This window comes from Streptomyces tubercidicus (genome assembly GCF_027497495.1).
Taxonomy (GTDB): domain Bacteria; phylum Actinomycetota; class Actinomycetes; order Streptomycetales; family Streptomycetaceae; genus Streptomyces; species Streptomyces tubercidicus.
On the sequence record NZ_CP114205.1, the window covers coordinates 6,611,390 to 6,629,810 of the forward strand.

Sequence of the window (18,421 nt, forward strand, 5' to 3'; positions counted from 1 at the left end):
TCAAGGGTTCCGTGGCGAAAAACTTAGGTGAACTTATGGGGTGAATACGGTCAGAATCGCCCTGCACCAAGATCCCGGGACACGGCGCGTGCGCAATCCCTCACAGCGGCGATGATTTCCGGTCGCAGTTCGCCCTCCTGGCAGACCCGCTCCACCGCTCCGGTGACCCCCACCGCACCCACCGGCATCCGCCGCCGGTCATGGATCGGCGCGGCCACCGAGGCCACCCCCTCCCAGGTCTCCTCCACATCCGCGGCCCAGCCGCGCGCCCGGGTCAGGTCCAGCAGCCCCTCGAAGTCCCCCAGCCCGGTCACCGTGCGCGGGGTGAACGCCTCCCGGTCCGCGTCGACGACCTCGCTGTGCGCCACCGGGTCGTACGCCGAGAGCACCTTGCCCAGCGCCGTGCTGTGCAGCGGCTGCATCGCGCCCACCTCCAGCACTTGCCGACTGTCGTCCGGCCTGAAGACATGGTGGACGATCAGCACGCCCTGCTGGTGCAGTACGCCCAGATAGACCGCCTCACCACTGGAGCGGGCCAGATCGTCGGTCCATACGAGGGCGCGGGCGCGCAGCTCGTGCACGTCCAGGTAGCTGTTGCCCAGTCGGAGCAGCTCCGCGCCCAGCTGGTAGCGGCCGGAGGCGGCGTCCTGCTCGACGAAGCCCTCCTGCTGGAGTGTGCGCAGGATTCCGTGGGCGGTGCCCTTGGCCAGTCCCAGTGAGGAGGAGATGTCGGAGAGCCCCAGCCGCCGTTCCCCTCCTGCGAGCAGCCGCAGCATCGCTGCGGCGCGCTCCAGCGACTGGATGGTGCGTGCCATCGGGCAACCTCCGAAGTATGCGGTTCGACAATGCTGAACGATATCGGTCGATGCCGACTGGAGTCAGCGATTTGGCGATCCTTGATGAACGCACCGGAGTCTGCCAACGATCATCGACAGCGCAGGCAGGGGGGTGGAAGGGTGCTGTCCACGGCGTGAAACGGGGAACACGTGTACCGGACCGGCAGCTACGCTGGCCGGGTGCGCCCTCTCAAGGAGGGTGCAAAGCCGACAGCCGTCGCAACCACGGGAGCATCTCCATGGCCTCGAACACGCCAACGTCCATCAGCACGTCCCGCACCGTCTCACTCCGTGAGGCACTGGCCTCGCGTGTGGTGGTCGCCGACGGCGCGATGGGCACCATGCTGCAGGCCCAGGACCCGTCCATGGAGGACTTCCAGCAGCTGGAGGGCTGCAACGAGATCCTCAATGTGACCCGGCCCGACATCGTGCGCTCGGTGCACGAGGAGTACTTCGCGGTCGGCGTCGACTGCGTGGAGACCAACACCTTCGGTGCGAACTTCGCGGCGCTGGCGGAGTACGACATCCCCGAGCGGGTCTTCGAGCTGTCGGAGTCCGGTGCCCGCATCGCCCGTGAGGTCGCCGACGAGTTCACCGCCTCAACGGGACAGCAGCGCTATGTCCTCGGCTCCATGGGCCCCGGCACCAAGCTCCCCACACTGGGCCACGCCCCGTACGTCACCCTGCGCGACGCCTACCAGCAGAACGCCGAGGGCATGATCGCCGGTGGTGCGGACGCGCTCCTGGTGGAGACCACCCAGGACCTGCTGCAGACCAAGGCCGCCATCCTCGGCGCCCGCCGCGCCCTGAAGGCCACCGGCAGCGACCTCCCGGTGATCTGCTCGGTCACCGTCGAGACGACCGGCACGATGCTGCTCGGCTCGGAGATCGGCGCCGCGCTCACCGCGCTGGAGCCGCTGGGCATCGACATGATCGGCCTGAACTGCGCCACCGGCCCGGCGGAGATGAGCGAGCATCTGCGCTACCTGGCCCGCCACTCCCGCGTCCCGATCGCCTGTATGCCCAACGCGGGCCTGCCCGTGCTGGGCAAGGACGGCGCGCACTACCCGCTGACCGCCGAGGAGCTGGCCGACGCCCAGGAGACCTTCGTAGGGGAGTACGGCCTGTCGCTGGTCGGCGGCTGCTGCGGCACCACCCCCGAGCATCTGCGCCAGGTCGTCGAGCGGGTCCGCGGGGTCACCCCGCCGCCGCGCCAGGCCCGCCCCGAGCCGGGTGCCGCCTCGCTCTACCAGACCGTGCCCTTCCGCCAGGACACCTCCTACCTGGCGATCGGTGAGCGGACCAACGCCAACGGGTCGAAGAAGTTCCGTGAGGCGATGCTGGAGGGCCGCTGGGACGACTGTGTGGAGATGGCCCGCGACCAGATCCGCGAGGGCGCCCACATGCTCGACCTGTGCGTCGACTACGTCGGCCGGGACGGCGTCGCGGACATGGAGGAGCTGGCCGGACGGTTCGCCACCGCCTCCACCCTCCCCCTCGTCCTGGACTCCACGGAACTGAACGTCATCCAGGCCGGCCTGGAGAAGCTCGGCGGCCGCGCGGTGATCAACTCCGTCAACTACGAGGACGGGGACGGGCCCGAGTCGCGGTTCGCCAAGGTCACCGCGCTGGCGGCCGAGCACGGCGCGGCGCTGATCGCGCTGACCATCGACGAGGAGGGCCAGGCCCGCACCGCCGAGCACAAGGTCGCCATCGCCCAGCGGCTGATCGCCGATCTGACCGGCAACTGGGGCATCCACGAGTCCGACATCCTCATCGACTGTCTGACCTTCACCATCTGCACCGGCCAGGAGGAGTCCCGCAAGGACGGCATCGCCACCATCGAGGCCATCCGGGAGCTGAAGAAGCGGCACCCGGATGTCCAGACGACCCTGGGCCTGTCGAACATCTCCTTCGGTCTGAACCCGGCCGCGCGGATCGTGCTGAACTCGGTGTTCCTCGACGAGTGCGTCAAGGCCGGTCTGGACTCGGCGATCGTGCACGCGAGCAAGATCCTGCCGATCGCGCGCCTGGAGGAGGAGCAGGTCAAGGCCGCCCTGGACCTGATCTACGACCGGCGCAGCGAGGGCTATGACCCGCTGCAGAAGCTGATGGAGCTGTTCGAGGGCGCCACCGCCAAGTCCCTGAAGGCCGGCAAGGCCGAGGAGCTGCTGGCCCTGCCGCTGGACGAGCGCCTCCAGCGGCGGATCATCGACGGCGAGAAGAACGGCCTGGAGGCGGACCTCGACGAGGCGCTGCAGGAGCGGCCCGCGCTCGCCATCGTCAACGAGACCCTGCTGGCGGGCATGAAGGTCGTCGGTGAACTCTTCGGCTCCGGTCAGATGCAGCTGCCGTTCGTGCTGCAGTCCGCCGAGGTCATGAAGGGCGCGGTGGCCTACCTGGAGCCGCACATGGAGAAGTCCGACGACGAGGGCAAGGGCACCATTGTGCTGGCCACCGTCCGCGGCGACGTCCATGACATCGGCAAGAACCTCGTCGACATCATCCTGTCCAACAACGGCTACAACGTCGTCAACCTCGGCATCAAGCAGCCGGTCTCGGCGATCCTGGAAGCCGCCGAGGAGCACAAGGCCGATGTCATCGGGATGTCCGGACTCCTCGTCAAGTCCACGGTGATCATGAAGGAGAACCTGGAGGAGCTCAACCAGCGCAAGATGGCGGCCGACTTCCCCGTCATCCTGGGCGGCGCCGCCCTCACCCGCGCCTACGTCGAGCAGGATCTGCACGAGATCTACGAGGGCGAGGTCCGCTACGCCCGCGACGCCTTCGAGGGGCTGCGCCTGATGGACGCCCTGATCGCGGTCAAGCGCGGGGTGCCCGGCGCAGTCCTCCCCGAGCTCAAGCAGCGCCGGGTGCCCAAGCGGGACACCGCCGTCCTGGAGGTCGAGGAGCCCGAGGGCGCGGTGCGCTCCGACGTGGCCGTCGACAACCCCGTCCCGGCGCCGCCGTTCTGGGGCACCCGGGTCGTCAAGGGCATCCAGCTGGCCGACTACGCCTCCTGGCTGGACGAGGGCGCGCTGTTCAAGGGCCAGTGGGGCCTCAAGCAGGCCCGCACCGGCGAGGGGCCGACGTACGAGGAGCTGGTGGAGACCGAGGGCCGCCCCCGGCTGCGCGGCTGGCTCGACAAGCTGCAGACCGAGAATCTGCTGGAAGCCGCCGTCGTACACGGCTACTTCCCCTGTGTGTCCAAGGGCGAGGACCTGATCCTGCTGCACGAGGACGGCACCGAGCGCACCCGCTTCACCTTCCCCCGCCAGCGCCGCGGCCGGCGGCTGTGCCTGGCCGACTACTTCCGCCCGGAGGAGTCCGGCGAGACCGATGTCGTCGGCCTCCAGGTCGTCACCGTCGGCTCGAAGATCGGCGGCGCCACCGCCGAACTCTTCGAGGCCAACTCCTACCGTGACTACCTCGAACTGCACGGCCTGTCCGTCCAGTTGGCGGAAGCGCTGGCCGAGTACTGGCACGCCCGGGTCCGCGCCGAGCTGGGCTTCGCCGGGGAGGACCCCGCGGACGTCGAGGACATGTTCGCGCTCAAGTACCGGGGCGCGCGCTTCTCGCTGGGCTACGGTGCCTGCCCCGACCTGGAGGACCGCGCCAAGATCGCCGACCTCCTGAAGCCGGAGCGGATCGGCGTCGAGCTCTCCGAGGAGTTCCAGCTCCACCCCGAGCAGTCCACCGACGCCATCGTCATCCACCACCCGGAGGCGAAGTACTTCAACGCGCGGTAGCGGGCGCCCGCCCGTGAGGTAACTCTGCGTGAGCGTGCCAGGGCCGTCCCGGGGTCTCCCCCCAGGACGGCCCTGACCTGTACCACCACGCATTCCGGGCCGTACCGTCGTACACTTATCGGTCCGGTGGCGGCCGGTCGTATCCCCAGCCGGGGACGGCGACCGGCCCTTTCGTCCCTTGGGGGACGCGTCGTAACGGAGGTGGATGGATGACCAGCAGCATCCCCGCAGTCGGCACCCGCACGGCCGAAGCCGCGACCCTCCAGGCCGTATTCCTCGATCTGGACGGCACCCTCGTCGACACCGAGGGCTTCTGGTGGGAGGCGGAGGCGGAGGTCTTCGCCGAACTCGGGCACATCCTCGACGACACCCACCGGGAGGTCGTGGTGGGCGGCCCGATGACCCGCAGCGCCGGCTATCTGATTCAGGCCACCGGCGTCGACATCAGCCTCACCGAGCTCAGCGTGCTGCTCAACGCGGCCTTTCTGGCGCGGATTGGGCGCGGGGTCCCGCTGATGCCGGGCGCCCGCAGACTGCTGGCCGAGCTGGCCGCCCACGGGATCCCCACCGCGCTGGTCTCCGCCTCGCACCGCGCCATCATCGACCAGATGCTGCACTCCCTCGGCCCGGAGCACTTCCGGCTGACCCTGGCGGGCGATGACCTGGAGCGCACCAAACCGCACCCCGACCCGTATCTGACGGCCGCCGCGCGGCTGGGGGCGGACCCGGCGTGCTGCGCGGTCATCGAGGACACGCTGACGGGTGTGACGGCGGGGGAGGCGGCGGGCTGCCAGGTCGTCGCGGTGCCGTCGGTGACGCCGATCCCGTCGGCGCCGGGGCGTACGGTCGTCCGCTCGCTGGAAGAAGTCGATCTTCCATTTCTCCGGACACTCATCACGGAAAGCCGCGGAAGCGTGCACTGAGCGTGCTCCGGGAAAGGCGCCGGGAACCGAGGGAGCGGCCCGCTCATTTTCCGTGACGAATGCGCTGACTGAATTGCCGCCTCGCCAGGGATCCTTGAACGCGTGACGTTTCTCACGCGCCGGGCCGTCGACAGCGGGCCCCGCTGGTGTTCCAGGAGGCCGCTGGGGTGCATTCCACGGGGGTAAGTGTCCGGATTGGTGGGGCAACGTGTGAATCGTTCCGCCGTCCGGATATCGATCACGTCGCCATCGTTATCCGGGTGCCATATCGAGACAACTCCTTTGTGTCTGAGCGCGGCTGGCCGTTCCTACTAATGTCGACGCGAGCAACATTGCTGCGCTGATAAGGAACCTGCCGACGATGAATCGCAAGACCCTGGTGCTGCCGGCGCTGGCCGGTCTCCTCGCCCCCGTCCTCGCCGCCTGTGGCAGCTCGGACGGCGCGGGTGACGGTGTCGATCCGATCGTCGTGGGTGTCGCCACCCCCATCGAGGCCACCAAGGCGGCGCCCGCGCCGTTCGACCCGTCGCAGGCCTACGACGTGGACGCGTGGAACGTCATGCGCAGCACCCTGCAGACACTGATGCGGCTGCCCCGGTCCGGGACCGCCCCGGTGCCCGACGCCGCCCAGTCCTGCGGGTTCCGCGACACCCAGAACGAGCAGTACCGCTGCACCCTGCGCGGCGGCCTGAAGTTTTCGAACGGTCATGCCCTGACGGCACAGGACGTCAAGTTCTCCATCGACCGCATGAAGACCATCAACAACAGCAACGGCCCGCTGCCGTTGCTCGACGGCCTCGACAAGGTCGAGACGCCCAGCGACAACGAGGTGGTCTTCCACCTCAAGAAGCCGGACGCCACCTTCCCGCAGAAGCTCACCACGCCCGCCGCGGCCATCGTCGACCCCGAGGTGTACCCCAAGGGCCGTCCCTACAGCGGCTTCAACGTGGTCGGCTCCGGCCCGTACACCCTCAAGACCGAGCACCGCGACAACCGCGTCACCAAGGCCGTCTTCACCAAGAACCCCAACTACAAGGGCGGGATCAGGGCGAGGAACGAGAAGGTCGAGATGCGCTTCTTCAAGGACTCCTCGTCCACGGAGCAGGCGTTGCGCAAGGGCAGCGTCGACGTGATGAACCGCGGTCTGTCGCCCGATCAGGTCAAGGGCCTGCAGAACGCGCAGGACAAGGGCATCCGGCTCCAGGAGATGCCCGGCCAGGAGATCCGCTACCTCGCCTTCAACACCAAGGATCCGGCCGTCTCCAACAAGGCCGTGCGGCAGGCGATGGCACAGATCATCAACCGCTCGGAACTGGTGCGGAACGTGTATGACTACACCGGCGTCCCGCTGTTCTCGATGGTGCCCACGGGCCTCACCGGCCACATCAACTCCTTCTTCAACAAGTACGGGAACCCCGACACCGAGGCCGCCCGCAAGACCCTCCGGCAGGCGAACATCACCACTCCGGTGAAGTTCACCCTCGCGTACACCACGCAGCACTACGGCTCCAGTACCGCCAAGGAAATCCGTGCGGTGCAGAGCCAGCTCAACCGCAGCAAGCTGTTCGACGTCAGCGTCAAGGGCGTTGACAGCTGGCAGCAGTTCCGCACCGACGCCCAGGACGGCAAGTTCCCCGTCTACAACATGGGCTGGTTCCCGGACATCTCGGATGCCGACAACTACATCGCGCCGTTCATCGGCAAGCAGAACTTCCTCGGCTCCCCTTACCGCAACGACAAGATCGAGTCGCAGCTGATCCCGTCCAGCCGCCACCAGTCCGACCGCAACGCCGCGGGCGCCGACTTCAAGCAGGCACAGGACATCATCGCCGACGACGTACCGCTCCTCCCGCTGTGGCAGGGCAAGCAGTACGTCGCCGCCCGCGATGACATCACCGGCCTGGAGTGGGCCCTCAACGCCGCTTCGGGCCTCCAGCTCTGGGAACTCAGCCGCGGCGTCGCCGACTGACCCGGCCGCGGCCACCATGCAGCACATCACCGCCGCGGCCGCCCCGCCGCGGCCCGACCAGCACCACCCAGAACGTGAGGACCGTTTAGTGAGGAAGCGTGACCAGTGGCTGGCCGCCCCGATCGGGGCGGGGCTGACCACAGCTCTGCTCGCGGTTGCCGGGTGCGGCACGGACGACGCGGGAGCGGCCGGCAATGGCGAACCCGTGGTCATGGGAATGACGGACAAGGTCGAGTCCACCGACCCCGCGGCCGGTTACGAGCCGGGCTCCTGGCTCTTGTTCAACAACGTCTTCCAGTCCTTGATGAGCTTCCCCAAGGGAGGCACCACCCCCGAGCCGGAGGCCGCCGAACGCTGCGGCTTCACCGACCGGGAGAGCAAGGTCTACCGCTGCACCCTGAAGGACGGCCTCACCTTCAGCAACGGCCACCCGCTGACGGCCAAGGACGTCAAGTACTCCTTCGACCGCACCCGGCGCATCAAGGACAAGAACGGCCCCGCCGTGATGTTCTCCGCGCTCGACAAGGTCGAGACCCCCGACTCCAAGACCGTGGTCTTCCGGCTGAAGTCGCCCGACGCGACCTTCCCCATGAAGATAGCCTCCGGCGCCGGCTCCATCGTCGACCACGCCGAGTACCCCGCCGACCGGCTGCGCACCGACGGCAAGGCTGTCGGCTCCGGCGTCTACACCCTCAAGGACTACAGCGCCCAGAAGGCCGTCTTCGCCGTCAACGGCTCCTACAAGGGCACGGCCAAGGTCAAGAACTCCGGTATGACCGTGAAGTTCTTCAACGCCGCGGACAAGCTCAAGACGGCCGTCGAGAAGGGCGACGTCGATGTCGCCTACCGCGGTCTGGCGATGAAGGACATCGCGGCGCTGAACAACGCCTCGCTGAAGCAGCAGCACGGCACCCAGGTCGTCGAAGGCGCCAGCGCCGAGGTCATGCACCTGGTCTTCAACCTCAACGACCCGGTCGCCGGCAAGCTGGGCGTCCGCAAGGCGATCGCCTACCTCCTGGACCGCTCGACCCTCGTCCGGGACGTCTACCAGCGCACCGCGGTGCCGCTCTACTCGATCGTCCCGGCCGGCATCACCGGCCACAGCACCTCCTTCTTCAACACCTACGGCGACCGCCCGAAGCCCGAGAAGGCGAAGGCCGCGCTGAGGTCCGCCGGCTTCAACGGCAAGGTGCCGCTCACGCTGTGGGCCACCCCCGACCGCTTCGGCCCCGGCACCGTCCCGGCCTTCCAGGAAATCGCCCAACAGCTCAACGCCAGCGGCCTGTTCGAGGCCAAGGTGCGCACCCTGCCCACCAAGGAGTACGAGCAGGGCGTGGCCGACGGCAAGTTCGGCGTCTACGTCAAGGGCTGGGTCCCCGACTACCCGGACCCCGACAACTTCACCGCGCCGTTCTTCGGCAAGGACAGTGTGGTGTCCAACCACTACAGCTCGCCCACCATCACCGGCCAGCTGCTGCCCAAGACGGCCGACCAGCCGAACCGCGGTAACACCAAGGAACACTTCCGGCAGCTGCAGGACATCGTCGCGAACGACGTGCCGATGATCCCGATCTGGCAGGGCAAGCAGTACGCGGTGGCCCGGGAAGGGGTCTCCGGACTGGAGTGGACCCTGGACCCGTCGACCGTCTTCCGCTTCTGGGAGATCAGCAAGCCGGCCGACGACTGACCGGACCGCACACACCACGGCGGGGCCGGCCCGGGAGATCTCCCCGGGCCGGCCCCGCCGTCGTCTGTCCGGCCGTCAGGCCCGCCGCCCCACTACTGCGCGCCGGGGCGCACCAGCCCGCTCTCGTACGCGTACACCGCCGCCTGCACCCGGTCGCGCAGCCCCAGCTTCGTCAGCACATGCCCCACATGCGTCTTGACGGTGGTCTCGCTCACGAACAGATCCGCGGCGATCTCCGCGTTCGACAGCCCGCGGGCCACCAGCTTCAGCACCTCCACCTCGCGCTCGGTGAGGGTGTGCAGCGTGTCCGGCACCGGCTCCTCGCCCGACGGCAGATGCCCGGCGTACTTGTCCAGCAGCCGGCGCGTGATGCTCGGCGCGAGCATCGCCTCGCCGCCCGCCACCACCCGGATCGCCTGCACCAGCTCATTGGCCGGCGCGTCCTTGAGCAGAAAGCCGCTCGCCCCCGCCCGCAGCGCCTCGACGACATACTCGTCCAGATCGAAGGTCGTCAGCACCAGCACCTTCGCCGGGCCGTCCTTCGCCGGACCCGTGATCTGCCGGGTCGCCTCCACACCGTCCATCCGGGGCATCCGGATGTCCATCAGCACCACATCGGGCTGCAGCGCCCGCACCTGCTCCAGTGCCTGGAGGCCGTCCCCGGCCTCCCCGACGACCGCCAGATCCTGCTCCGCCTCCAGAATCATCCGGAATCCCGTACGCAGCAGGGGCTGGTCGTCGACCAGCAGGACGCGGATGGCCACGAGCTCTCCTTCGTTAGATCTCCCCCATTCTGCCCTGCGGCGGCACACCGCCCTCCGCCGGGCGCACCCGGAGCGGATACACCGGGGGAGTGCCGCCGAATTCCGGACAGTGCGCCTGGTGGTCGCACCAGCCGCACAGCTTCGTCGGCCGCGGCCGCCAGTCGCCGGTCGCCGTCGCCAGCTGGATCGCCTCCCACAGCGCCAGCAACTTCCGCTCCACGCCCCGCAGATCGCCCTCGTCCGGGTCGTACGTCACCACATCGCCGCTGCCCAGATAGACCAGCTGCAGCCGCCGCGGCACCACACCGCGCAGCCGCCACACCACCAGGGCGTAGAACTTCATCTGGAACAGCGCGCCCTCGGCGAACTGCGGCCGCGGCGCCTTGCCGGTCTTGTAGTCGACGATCCGCACCTCGCCCGTCGGCGCGACATCCACCCGGTCGATGAAACCCCGCAGCTGAAGCCCCGACTCCAGCACCGTCTCCACATACAGCTCACGGTCCGCCGGCTCCAGACGCGTCGGATCCTCCAGCGAGAACCACCGCTCCACCAGCGCCTCGGCCTCCGCCAGCCACCGCGCCAGCCGCTCGCCCTCCGCGTCGTCCGCGAACAGCTCGGCCAGCTCCGGCCGCTTGGCCAGCAGCTTCGCCCACTCGCCCGGCACCATCGCCCGCGCCCCGGCCGCCGTACGCTCCGCCGCCGGCGCGTCGAAGAGCCGCTCCAGCACCGCGTGCACGACCGTGCCACGCGTCGCGGGCGCGCTCGGCTTCTCCGGCAGCCGGTCGATCACCCGGAAGCGGTAGAGCAGCGGGCACTGCATGAAATCGCCCGCCCGCGACGGCGACAGTGCCACCGGCGGCCGCGGCTGCTCCCTGCCCGGCACCCCCGCCCCGGCCGCCTCAGCGCCCGGCTCACCGCCGCTCCGCCCACTCTCCGTGCCCACCCCGGCCTGCTCCGTGCTCGATCCCATGCCACAAAACCCTACGGCCCGCCACTGACAAGCGCGGACGGGCCACCGGCGCAAGGGCCCCGCAGCCGACCGGGCCGGGACGCTCCGCATACCATCGACGGCGGACCCCTTCGCCCTGCATGATCGAGATATCAGGCCGGGCAGGGGCGAATGCCGTAGTCAATGAGGGGACGCCGTGGACGAGAGCGGGAAGTCGCAGGACCCCGAGGAGTCCGTGCGGTCCCAGCCGCCCGAGCCGCCCGAGCAGAAGAACGCACCCAAGGGACCCACCCCGGGCAAGAAGAGGAGCGGCGGCGGCATCCTGATGGGCCGTCCCTTCGGCGTGCCCGTCTACGTGGCACCCAGCTGGTTCCTGGTCGCCGCCCTGATCACCTGGGTCTTCGGCGGCCAGCTGGAACGCGTACTGCCCGAGCTCGGCGGCGCCCGCTATCTGGTCTCGCTCTTCTTCGCCGTCGCCTTCTACGCCTCGGTGCTCATCCACGAGCTGGCCCACACCGTCGCCGCGCTCCGCTTCAAGCTCCCCGTACGCCGCATCCAGCTGCAGTTCTTCGGCGGCGTCTCGGAGATCGAGAAGGAGACCGAGACCCCCGGCAGGGAGTTCGTCCTCGCCTTCGTCGGCCCGCTGCTCTCCCTCGTCCTCGCCGGGGTCTTCTACGCCGGTATGCAGCTGGTCGAACCCGGGACCATCCCCGGGGTCCTGCTCGCCGGCCTGATGTTCTCCAACCTCATCGTCGCGGTCTTCAACCTGCTGCCCGGCCTCCCGCTGGACGGCGGCCGGATGCTGCGCGCCCTGGTCTGGAAGATCACCGGCAGGCCCATGAGCGGCACCATCGCCGCCGCCTGGGTCGGCCGCGCGCTCGCCGTCACCGTCCTCATCGGACTGCCGCTGCTCACCCACACCGGCGCCCTCGGCAGCGCCCGCCCCGAGATCGGCGGCGCCGACTCGCTCACCGACGCGCTGCTCGCCGCGATCCTCGCCGCCATCATCTGGACCGGCGCCGGCAACAGCCTGCGGATGGCCCGGCTGCGCGAACGCCTCCCCGACCTCACCGCCCGCACCCTGACCCGGCGCGCCGTCCCCGTCGAGACCGACACCCCGCTCTCCGAGGCACTGCGCCGCGCCAACGACGCCGGCGCCAGCGCCCTGGTCGTCGTCGACCGCCAGGGCACCCCCACCGCCCTCGTCCGCGAGGCCGCCATCGTCGGCGTCCCCGACCACCGCCGCCCCTGGGTCCCCGTCGGCACCCTCGCCCAGGACCTCAAGGACGGCATGCGGGTCTCCGCCGAACTCGCCGGCGAAGACCTCCTGGAATACCTGCGGGCCACCCCCGCCACCGAATACCTCGTCATCGAGGACACCGGCGAGATCTACGGCGTCCTGTCCACCGGCGACGTCGAGCGCGCCTTCGTCTCCGCCATGGCCCGGAAGGTTGCCTAATAAGGGCTCGGTTCGCCTCCGGGGGCACTCGCCAGGGGCGCCCACTGGTCCGGGGCGCCCCGGCGGGCCGGTAGGCTGGTCACATGTCCGAACCGACCGGTGCCGCCCGCCGTCGCGGGCCCTTCAAGGTCGGGGACCAGGTCCAGCTCACCGACCCCAAGGGACGCCACTACACCTTCACGCTCGAAGAGGGAAAAAGCTTCCACACCCACAAGGGAGCCTTCCCCCACGACGAGCTGATCGGTGCTCCCGAGGGCAGCGTTGTCCGTACCACCGGGAACGTCGCCTACCTCGCGCTGCGCCCGCTGCTCCCCGACTACGTCCTGTCCATGCCCCGCGGCGCCGCCGTGGTCTACCCCAAGGACGCGGGGCAGATCCTGGCGATGGCCGACATCTTCCCCGGCGCCCGCGTCGTCGAGGCCGGTGTGGGCTCCGGCTCGCTCAGCAGCTTCCTGCTGCGCGCCATCGGCGACGACGGCATGCTGCACTCCTACGAGCGCCGCGCCGACTTCGCCGAGATCGCCACGCAGAACGTGGAGCGCTACTTCGGCGGTCCGCACCCCGCATGGACCCTCACCGTCGGTGACCTCCAGGACAACCTCTCCGACACCGAGGTCGACCGCGTCATCCTCGACATGCTCGCCCCCTGGGAGTGCCTGGAGGCCGTCTCCAAGGCCCTGGTCCCCGGCGGCATCCTCTGCGCCTACGTCGCCACGACGACGCAGATGGCCCGCACCGTCGAGGCGATCCGCGAGCACGGCACCTTCAACGAGCCGTCGGCCTGGGAAACCATGGTCCGCACCTGGCACGTCGAGGGCCTGGCCGTCCGCCCCGACCACCGCATGATCGGCCACACCGGCTTCCTGCTGACCGCCCGCCGCCTCGCCGACGGCGTCGAGCCCCCGCTGCGCCGCCGCCGCCCGGCCAAGGGCGCGTACGGCGACGACTACACCGGCCCCGGCAAGGACGCGGCAGCGGCCTCCGGAGGCGGCTCCGCCGACCGCGGCTGACCCTCCAGAACCGGCCACCGAACCACCAGGCGCCGCCGACGAGTTCCCGCACGGGAATCCGCCGGCGGCGCCGCTGCGTATCCACCCCGGATGCACCCCCGATCTGCCCCGGATCCGCACCGAAAACTCCGGCCCCGCTGGTTCCTGGCCGCCCCCTCCTGTGGAACGATGCTGCACACTCCCACCGGCACAGCACTTCACAGGAGTTACCCCGCGTGCAGCCCATGGCAGGCCAGGACCTCTTGCACACCCAGCCGCGCCCCATGCACTGGCTCGCCACCGCCACCGCCATCTCGGCGGTCGTCGCGGCCGCCTCCTTCATCCAGCCCCCCGACGCCACGGCCACGAGCGCCCGCGACGCCACCGGCCGGCACCCCGCCACCGCCCCCGACCCGGGCAAGGTGACCTTTCCGGTCGACTGCGGCCCCAACCGCCTCGACGTGGTGAAAAAGGCCTCCGGAGACCTGGACGGGGACGGTACGGCCGAGACCGTCGCGGTGGTCCGCTGCCACAGCGGAATGGGCTCCCCGCCCAGCGGCGTCTACGTCCTCGCCCAGCCGTCCGAGCGCCGGGCCGCCCCCCGGATCGTGGCGACACTCCTCGCGCCCGCGCAGCAGCGCAGCGTCCAAACCCTCACTATCAAGGATGGCGCGATCTCGGGGGCGGTCCTGGGTTACTCCACGCGCGACGTCCCGCGCTGCTGCCCGGACGTGCGCAAGAGCCTCAAGTGGCAATGGAAGGGCGGGAAGTTCGTCCAGAGCGAACTCCCCGCCTCCGTGAGCACCCGCCGCGTCTGACCGGTCACACGGGGTGCCCGCGCCGGCCGCGTTCCGCTCCGGTGGGGCTACTCCGCGTCCGGGCCGTAGACCTCGACGAGGTCCTGGACGCGGCGGACGTGGATGCAGTCCCCGGGGCACTCCTTCGCGGAGTCCCGCACGTCATTGAGCAGCTTCAGCGGGACGGGCGTTGTCGCCCCCTTGTCCTGCAGCAGCTCGTCCTCGGCGCTCTTCACATAGGCCAGACCGTCGATGTCGAGCTCGAAGACCTCCGGCGCGTACTGCGCACAGATGCCGTCCCCGGTGCACAGATCCTGGTCGATCCACACTTCCAGCTCTGGGGCTTCGTCCTGCGCGGTCATCTCGCCTGCCGTTCCTGCGTACGTGAACCGTTTTTGTCTAAGTGGCGCCAGCCCTGACGGGTGTTGACCAAGTCGACGATACAACCGCTCGCTTTCCGATGTTGTTGGGTGGGTATTCCCTTGGGGTGAGGACGTGCGCAAGGGTGAAGATCGGACACGCCCCGACAGTCTTTTCGATCTAGGGGTTTCAACCTGCACCGGCCCAGGTAGGGTCAGGAAGCGTCCAGCTCCTTGGAGGAGGTGAGGACCGTGGCAGCCCACGACGACGACATCAACCGCGGCATCCGGCCGGGGCGGGGGTCTGAAGATCCCGCCGGCCAGGTTGCCTATCTTGAGCAGGAGATCGCCGTCCTGCGACGCAAGCTCGCCGACTCTCCGCGTCACACGAGGATTCTCGAAGAGCGGATCGTCGAGCTGCAGACCAACCTGGCCGGCGTCTCGGCGCAGAACGAGCGTCTCGCCAATACTCTCCGCGAGGCCCGCGACCAGATCGTCGCCCTGAAGGAAGAAGTCGACCGGCTCGCGCAGCCGCCGGCCGGCTTCGGCGTCTTCCTGCAGACGAACGATGACGGCACGGTCGACATTTTCACCGGAGGCAGAAAGCTCCGGGTGAATGTCAGCCCCAGCGTGGAGACCGAGGACCTCAGGCGCGGCCAAGAGGTCATGCTCAATGAAGCGCTCAACGTGGTCGAGGCCATGGAGTTCGAGAGCGCCGGCGACATCGTCACCCTCAAGGAGATCCTTGAGGACGGCGAGCGCGCCCTGGTGATCGGGCACACCGACGAGGAGCGGGTGGTGAGGCTCGCCGAGCCACTGCTGGACATCACCATCCGCCCCGGCGACGCCCTGCTCCTCGAACCCCGCTCCGGCTACGTCTACGAAGTCATCCCGAAGAGCGAGGTCGAGGAACTCGTCCTCGAAGAGGTCCCGGACATCGACTACACCAAGATCGGCGGTCTGGGCGGCCAGATCGAACTGATCCGGGACGCGGTCGAGCTTCCGTACCTCTACCCCGACCTCTTCAAGGAGCACGAACTCCGCCCGCCCAAGGGCGTCTTGCTCTACGGCCCACCCGGCTGCGGCAAGACACTCATCGCCAAGGCGGTCGCCAACTCCCTTGCCAAGAAGGTCGCCGAGGTGACCGGGCAGCCCGCGGGGAAGAGCTTCTTCCTCAACATCAAGGGCCCCGAGCTGCTCAACAAGTACGTCGGCGAGACGGAGCGGCACATCCGGCTGGTCTTCCAGCGCGCCAGGGAAAAGGCGAGCGAGGGCACCCCCGTCATCGTCTTCTTCGACGAGATGGACTCCCTCTTCCGCACCCGGGGATCCGGCGTCAGCTCGGACGTGGAGAACACCATCGTCCCGCAGCTGCTCTCCGAGATCGACGGTGTCGAGGGCCTCGAAAACGTGATCGTGATCGGCGCCTCCAACCGTGAGGACATGATCGACCCGGCGATCCTGCGCCCCGGCCGTCTCGACGTGAAAATCAAGATCGAGCGCCCGGACGCGGAGGCCGCCAAGGACATCTTCTCGAAGTACCTCACGGACAGGCTCCCGCTGCACTCCGACGATCTCGCCGAACACGGCGATTCGCGGAAGGCCGCGGTCAGCGGAATGATCCAGTCGGTCGTCGAGCAGATGTATGCGGAATCCGAGGAAAATCGCTTCCTGGAGGTCACCTATGCCAATGGTGACAAGGAAGTCCTCTACTTCAAGGACTTCAACTCCGGTGCGATGATCGAAAACATCGTAGGACGCGCAAAGAAGATGGCCATCAAGGCCTTCCTGGAACACAATCAGAAGGGGCTTCGGGTTTCCCACCTCCTCCAGGCCTGCGTGGATGAGTTCAAGGAGAACGAGGACCTGCCCAACACCACCAATCCGGACGACTGGGCCCGGATCTCCGGCAAGAAGGGCGAGCGGATCGTCTACATCCGTACGCTGGTCACCGGAAAGCAGGGCGCCGACACCGGTCGCTCCATCGATACGGTGGCGAATACCGGCCAATACCTGTAACACCGCTCTCCGGCTGCGGATGTCCTGCACGGGGCGTCCGCAGCCGGACGTTTTTCCGGGGGCGCCAGAGCCGCACCCCATAAGGGCGCGGTGAAACAGGGAAAACCGGACTGGAGCAATGACTGTAATGATCTCCCCAGCGCCGCAGAGGCGTTCTAGGCTCTTCGGTACCGCTGCGTCACGCTGTGCGGGCGTGGGGCACGCACAGGGACCGGAAGCGCAGCGGTACTTGAGCGCCGACCCCATCCGGGGGCGCCGCCGGGCTAGGAGGGCCGCATGACCGTACGGCGAGTAATGGGAATCGAGACGGAGTACGGGATCTCCGTCCCCGGTCACCCGAACGCCAATGCCATGCTCACCTCGTCCCAGGTCGTCAACGCCTACGCGGCCGCGATGCACCGGGCACGCCGTGCCCGCTGGGACTTCGAGGAGGAGAACCCGCTGCGGGACGCCCGCGGGTTTGACCTCGCACGGGAAAACGCCGACTCCAGCCAGCTCACGGACGAGGACATCGGCCTGGCCAATGTGATCCTCACCAACGGAGCCCGGCTCTACGTCGACCACGCACACCCCGAATACAGCGCCCCCGAGGTCACCAATCCGCGCGACGCGGTCCTGTGGGACAAGGCCGGCGAGCGGATCATGGCCGAGGCCGCCGAACGGGCCGCCCAGGTCCCCGGCGCCCAGCCCATCCACCTCTACAAGAACAACACCGACAACAAAGGCGCCTCCTACGGCACGCACGAGAACTACCTGATGAAACGGGAGACCCCGTTCTCGGACATCGTCCGGCACCTGACGCCCTTCTTCGTCTCCCGCCAGGTGGTCACCGGCGCCGGCCGGGTCGGTATCGGCCAGGACGGCCACGAGCACGGCTTCCAGCTCAGCCAGCGCGCCGACTACTTCGAGGTGGAGGTCGGCCTGGAGACGACGCTCAAGCGGCCGATTATCAACACCCGCGACGAACCGCACGCGGACGCGGAGAAGTACCGCCGGCTCCATGTGATCATCGGCGACGCCAACCTCTCCGAGATCTCGACCTATCTGAAGCTGGGCACCACCTCGCTGGTGCTCTCCATGATCGAGGACGGCTTCATCGCCGTCGATCTGGCCGTCGACCAGCCCGTCCGTACCCTCCACCAGGTCTCCCACGACCCCGGCCTGCAACACCTGATCACGCTCCGCAGCGGCCGCACCCTCACCGGCGTCCAGCTCCAGATGGAGTACTTCGAGCTGGCCCGCAAATACGTCGAGGACCGTTACGGAGCGGATGCGGACGATCAGACCAAGGACGTCCTGACCAGGTGGGAGGACGTGCTCGGCCGGCTGGAGAACGATCCGATGAGCCTGTCCGGCGAGCTGGACTGGGTCGCCAAGCGGGAGCTCATGGAGGGCTACCGGCGCCGTGACGGCCTGGACTGGGACGCGGCGCGGCTGCACCTCATCGACCTGCAGTACGCCGATGTGCGTCCCGACAAGGGCCTGTACAACCGTCTGGCGGCCCGCGGCAAGATGAAGCGCCTCCTGGACGAGCCGGACGTCACCCGGGCGGAGCAGAAGCCCCCGGAGGACACCAGGGCGTACTTCCGGGGCCGCTGCCTGGAGCAGTACGCGGACGACGTCGCGGCCGCCTCATGGGATTCGGTCATTTTCGACCTGCCCGGTCGTGACTCCCTGCAACGGGTGCCCACACTGGAGCCGCTGCGGGGGACCCGTAAGCACGTCAAGGAGCTCCTTGACCGCTGCCGTACTGCAGAGGAGCTGGTCAGGACGCTCTCCGGTCGCTGAGCCGCGGCAGGTGCACGACAAATTTCGTGGCGATCGGTGGCCGATCCGGGGCTGAAATCGTCGCGGGGCGGGAATCATCGAGGTGACTCCCGGGCGTTGCAGCAAGTGCAGGGCCGATGTCGGACCCTGCTTG

Annotated in this window: 13 protein-coding genes; 9 read left to right on the forward strand and 4 right to left on the reverse strand. The window is 68.7% G+C overall.

Annotated features, from left to right (window positions below):
- Positions 1 to 50: 50 nt before the first annotated feature.
- Positions 51 to 815 carry an IclR family transcriptional regulator gene (locus STRTU_RS28855; protein WP_159747621.1) on the reverse strand — a complete coding sequence of 255 codons (765 nt, stop codon included), beginning with the start codon at positions 813 to 815 and terminating at the stop codon, positions 51 to 53.
- Between the two features lie 260 nt (positions 816 to 1,075).
- Here STRTU_RS28855 and metH point away from each other — a divergent pair, with 260 nt between their 5' ends.
- The 4 genes from metH (at position 1,076) to STRTU_RS28875 (ending at position 9,164) form a co-directional block, all read left to right on the forward strand.
- The gene (gene metH, locus STRTU_RS28860; RefSeq protein WP_159747623.1) at positions 1,076 to 4,585 is read left to right on the forward strand and encodes a methionine synthase; all 3,510 of its coding nucleotides are present in this window, start codon (positions 1,076 to 1,078) and stop codon (positions 4,583 to 4,585) included.
- Between the two features lie 209 nt (positions 4,586 to 4,794).
- Entirely contained in the window at positions 4,795 to 5,508 is a 714-nt protein-coding gene (locus tag STRTU_RS28865; RefSeq protein ID WP_159747625.1) for an HAD family hydrolase, read from the forward strand.
- A 361-nt stretch (positions 5,509 to 5,869) separates the two neighbouring features.
- Complete coding sequence (locus STRTU_RS28870; protein ID WP_159747627.1) at positions 5,870 to 7,477, forward strand: ABC transporter substrate-binding protein; 1,608 nt, start codon at positions 5,870 to 5,872, stop codon at positions 7,475 to 7,477.
- Positions 7,478 to 7,565: 88 nt separating this feature from the next.
- Positions 7,566 to 9,164, forward strand: a complete 1,599-nt coding sequence (locus tag STRTU_RS28875) for an ABC transporter substrate-binding protein (protein WP_159747629.1) — start codon at positions 7,566 to 7,568, stop codon at positions 9,162 to 9,164.
- 92 nt (positions 9,165 to 9,256) lie between these two features.
- Here STRTU_RS28875 and STRTU_RS28880 read toward each other — a convergent pair whose 3' ends face one another.
- Entirely contained in the window at positions 9,257 to 9,928 is a 672-nt protein-coding gene (locus STRTU_RS28880; protein WP_020929992.1) for a response regulator, read from the reverse strand.
- Positions 9,929 to 9,941: 13 nt separating this feature from the next.
- Complete coding sequence (locus STRTU_RS28885; RefSeq protein WP_159747631.1) at positions 9,942 to 10,898, reverse strand: RecB family exonuclease; 957 nt, start codon at positions 10,896 to 10,898, stop codon at positions 9,942 to 9,944.
- Positions 10,899 to 11,073: 175 nt separating this feature from the next.
- Between STRTU_RS28885 and STRTU_RS28890 the strand changes: the two genes are divergently transcribed.
- The 3 genes from STRTU_RS28890 (at position 11,074) to STRTU_RS28900 (ending at position 14,143) form a co-directional block, all read left to right on the forward strand.
- On the forward strand, positions 11,074 to 12,336 hold the full coding sequence (locus STRTU_RS28890; protein ID WP_159747633.1) for a site-2 protease family protein: 1,263 nt from the start codon (positions 11,074 to 11,076) through the stop codon (positions 12,334 to 12,336).
- 83 nt (positions 12,337 to 12,419) lie between these two features.
- The gene (locus tag STRTU_RS28895) at positions 12,420 to 13,346 is read left to right on the forward strand and encodes a tRNA (adenine-N1)-methyltransferase (protein WP_159747635.1); all 927 of its coding nucleotides are present in this window, start codon (positions 12,420 to 12,422) and stop codon (positions 13,344 to 13,346) included.
- A 224-nt stretch (positions 13,347 to 13,570) separates the two neighbouring features.
- Positions 13,571 to 14,143 carry a hypothetical protein gene (locus tag STRTU_RS28900; protein WP_159749656.1) on the forward strand — a complete coding sequence of 191 codons (573 nt, stop codon included), beginning with the start codon at positions 13,571 to 13,573 and terminating at the stop codon, positions 14,141 to 14,143.
- Positions 14,144 to 14,190: 47 nt separating this feature from the next.
- Here STRTU_RS28900 and STRTU_RS28905 read toward each other — a convergent pair whose 3' ends face one another.
- Positions 14,191 to 14,484 (reverse strand): ferredoxin, encoded by a 294-nt coding sequence (locus STRTU_RS28905; protein WP_159747637.1) that lies wholly within the window; start codon positions 14,482 to 14,484, stop codon positions 14,191 to 14,193.
- Positions 14,485 to 14,733: 249 nt separating this feature from the next.
- On the opposite strand from STRTU_RS28905, the gene arc reads away from it, so the two are divergent.
- Together arc and dop are read left to right on the forward strand one after the other, a co-directional pair.
- On the forward strand, positions 14,734 to 16,500 hold the full coding sequence (arc, locus tag STRTU_RS28910; RefSeq protein ID WP_159747639.1) for a proteasome ATPase: 1,767 nt from the start codon (positions 14,734 to 14,736) through the stop codon (positions 16,498 to 16,500).
- Between the two features lie 276 nt (positions 16,501 to 16,776).
- A complete protein-coding gene (dop, locus tag STRTU_RS28915) occupies positions 16,777 to 18,288 on the forward strand; it encodes a depupylase/deamidase Dop (protein WP_159747641.1) in 1,512 nt (503 codons plus the stop codon).
- The last annotated feature ends 133 nt before the right edge of the window (positions 18,289 to 18,421 follow it).

What these genes read in the sequence shown, in the direction of transcription:
- STRTU_RS28855 (WP_159747621.1), bottom strand. Translation starts at nt 815, where the DNA reads ATGGCACGCACCATCCAGTCGCTGGAGCGCGCCGCAGCGATGCTGCGG.
- metH (WP_159747623.1), top strand. Translation starts at nt 1,076, where the DNA reads ATGGCCTCGAACACGCCAACGTCCATCAGCACGTCCCGCACCGTCTCA.
- STRTU_RS28865 (WP_159747625.1), top strand. Translation starts at nt 4,795, where the DNA reads ATGACCAGCAGCATCCCCGCAGTCGGCACCCGCACGGCCGAAGCCGCG.
- STRTU_RS28870 (WP_159747627.1), top strand. Translation starts at nt 5,870, where the DNA reads ATGAATCGCAAGACCCTGGTGCTGCCGGCGCTGGCCGGTCTCCTCGCC.
- STRTU_RS28885 (WP_159747631.1), bottom strand. Translation starts at nt 10,898, where the DNA reads ATGGGATCGAGCACGGAGCAGGCCGGGGTGGGCACGGAGAGTGGGCGG.
- STRTU_RS28895 (WP_159747635.1), top strand. Translation starts at nt 12,420, where the DNA reads ATGTCCGAACCGACCGGTGCCGCCCGCCGTCGCGGGCCCTTCAAGGTC.
- STRTU_RS28900 (WP_159749656.1), top strand. Translation starts at nt 13,571, where the DNA reads ATGGCAGGCCAGGACCTCTTGCACACCCAGCCGCGCCCCATGCACTGG.
- STRTU_RS28905 (WP_159747637.1), bottom strand. Translation starts at nt 14,484, where the DNA reads ATGACCGCGCAGGACGAAGCCCCAGAGCTGGAAGTGTGGATCGACCAG.
- dop (WP_159747641.1), top strand. Translation starts at nt 16,777, where the DNA reads ATGACCGTACGGCGAGTAATGGGAATCGAGACGGAGTACGGGATCTCC.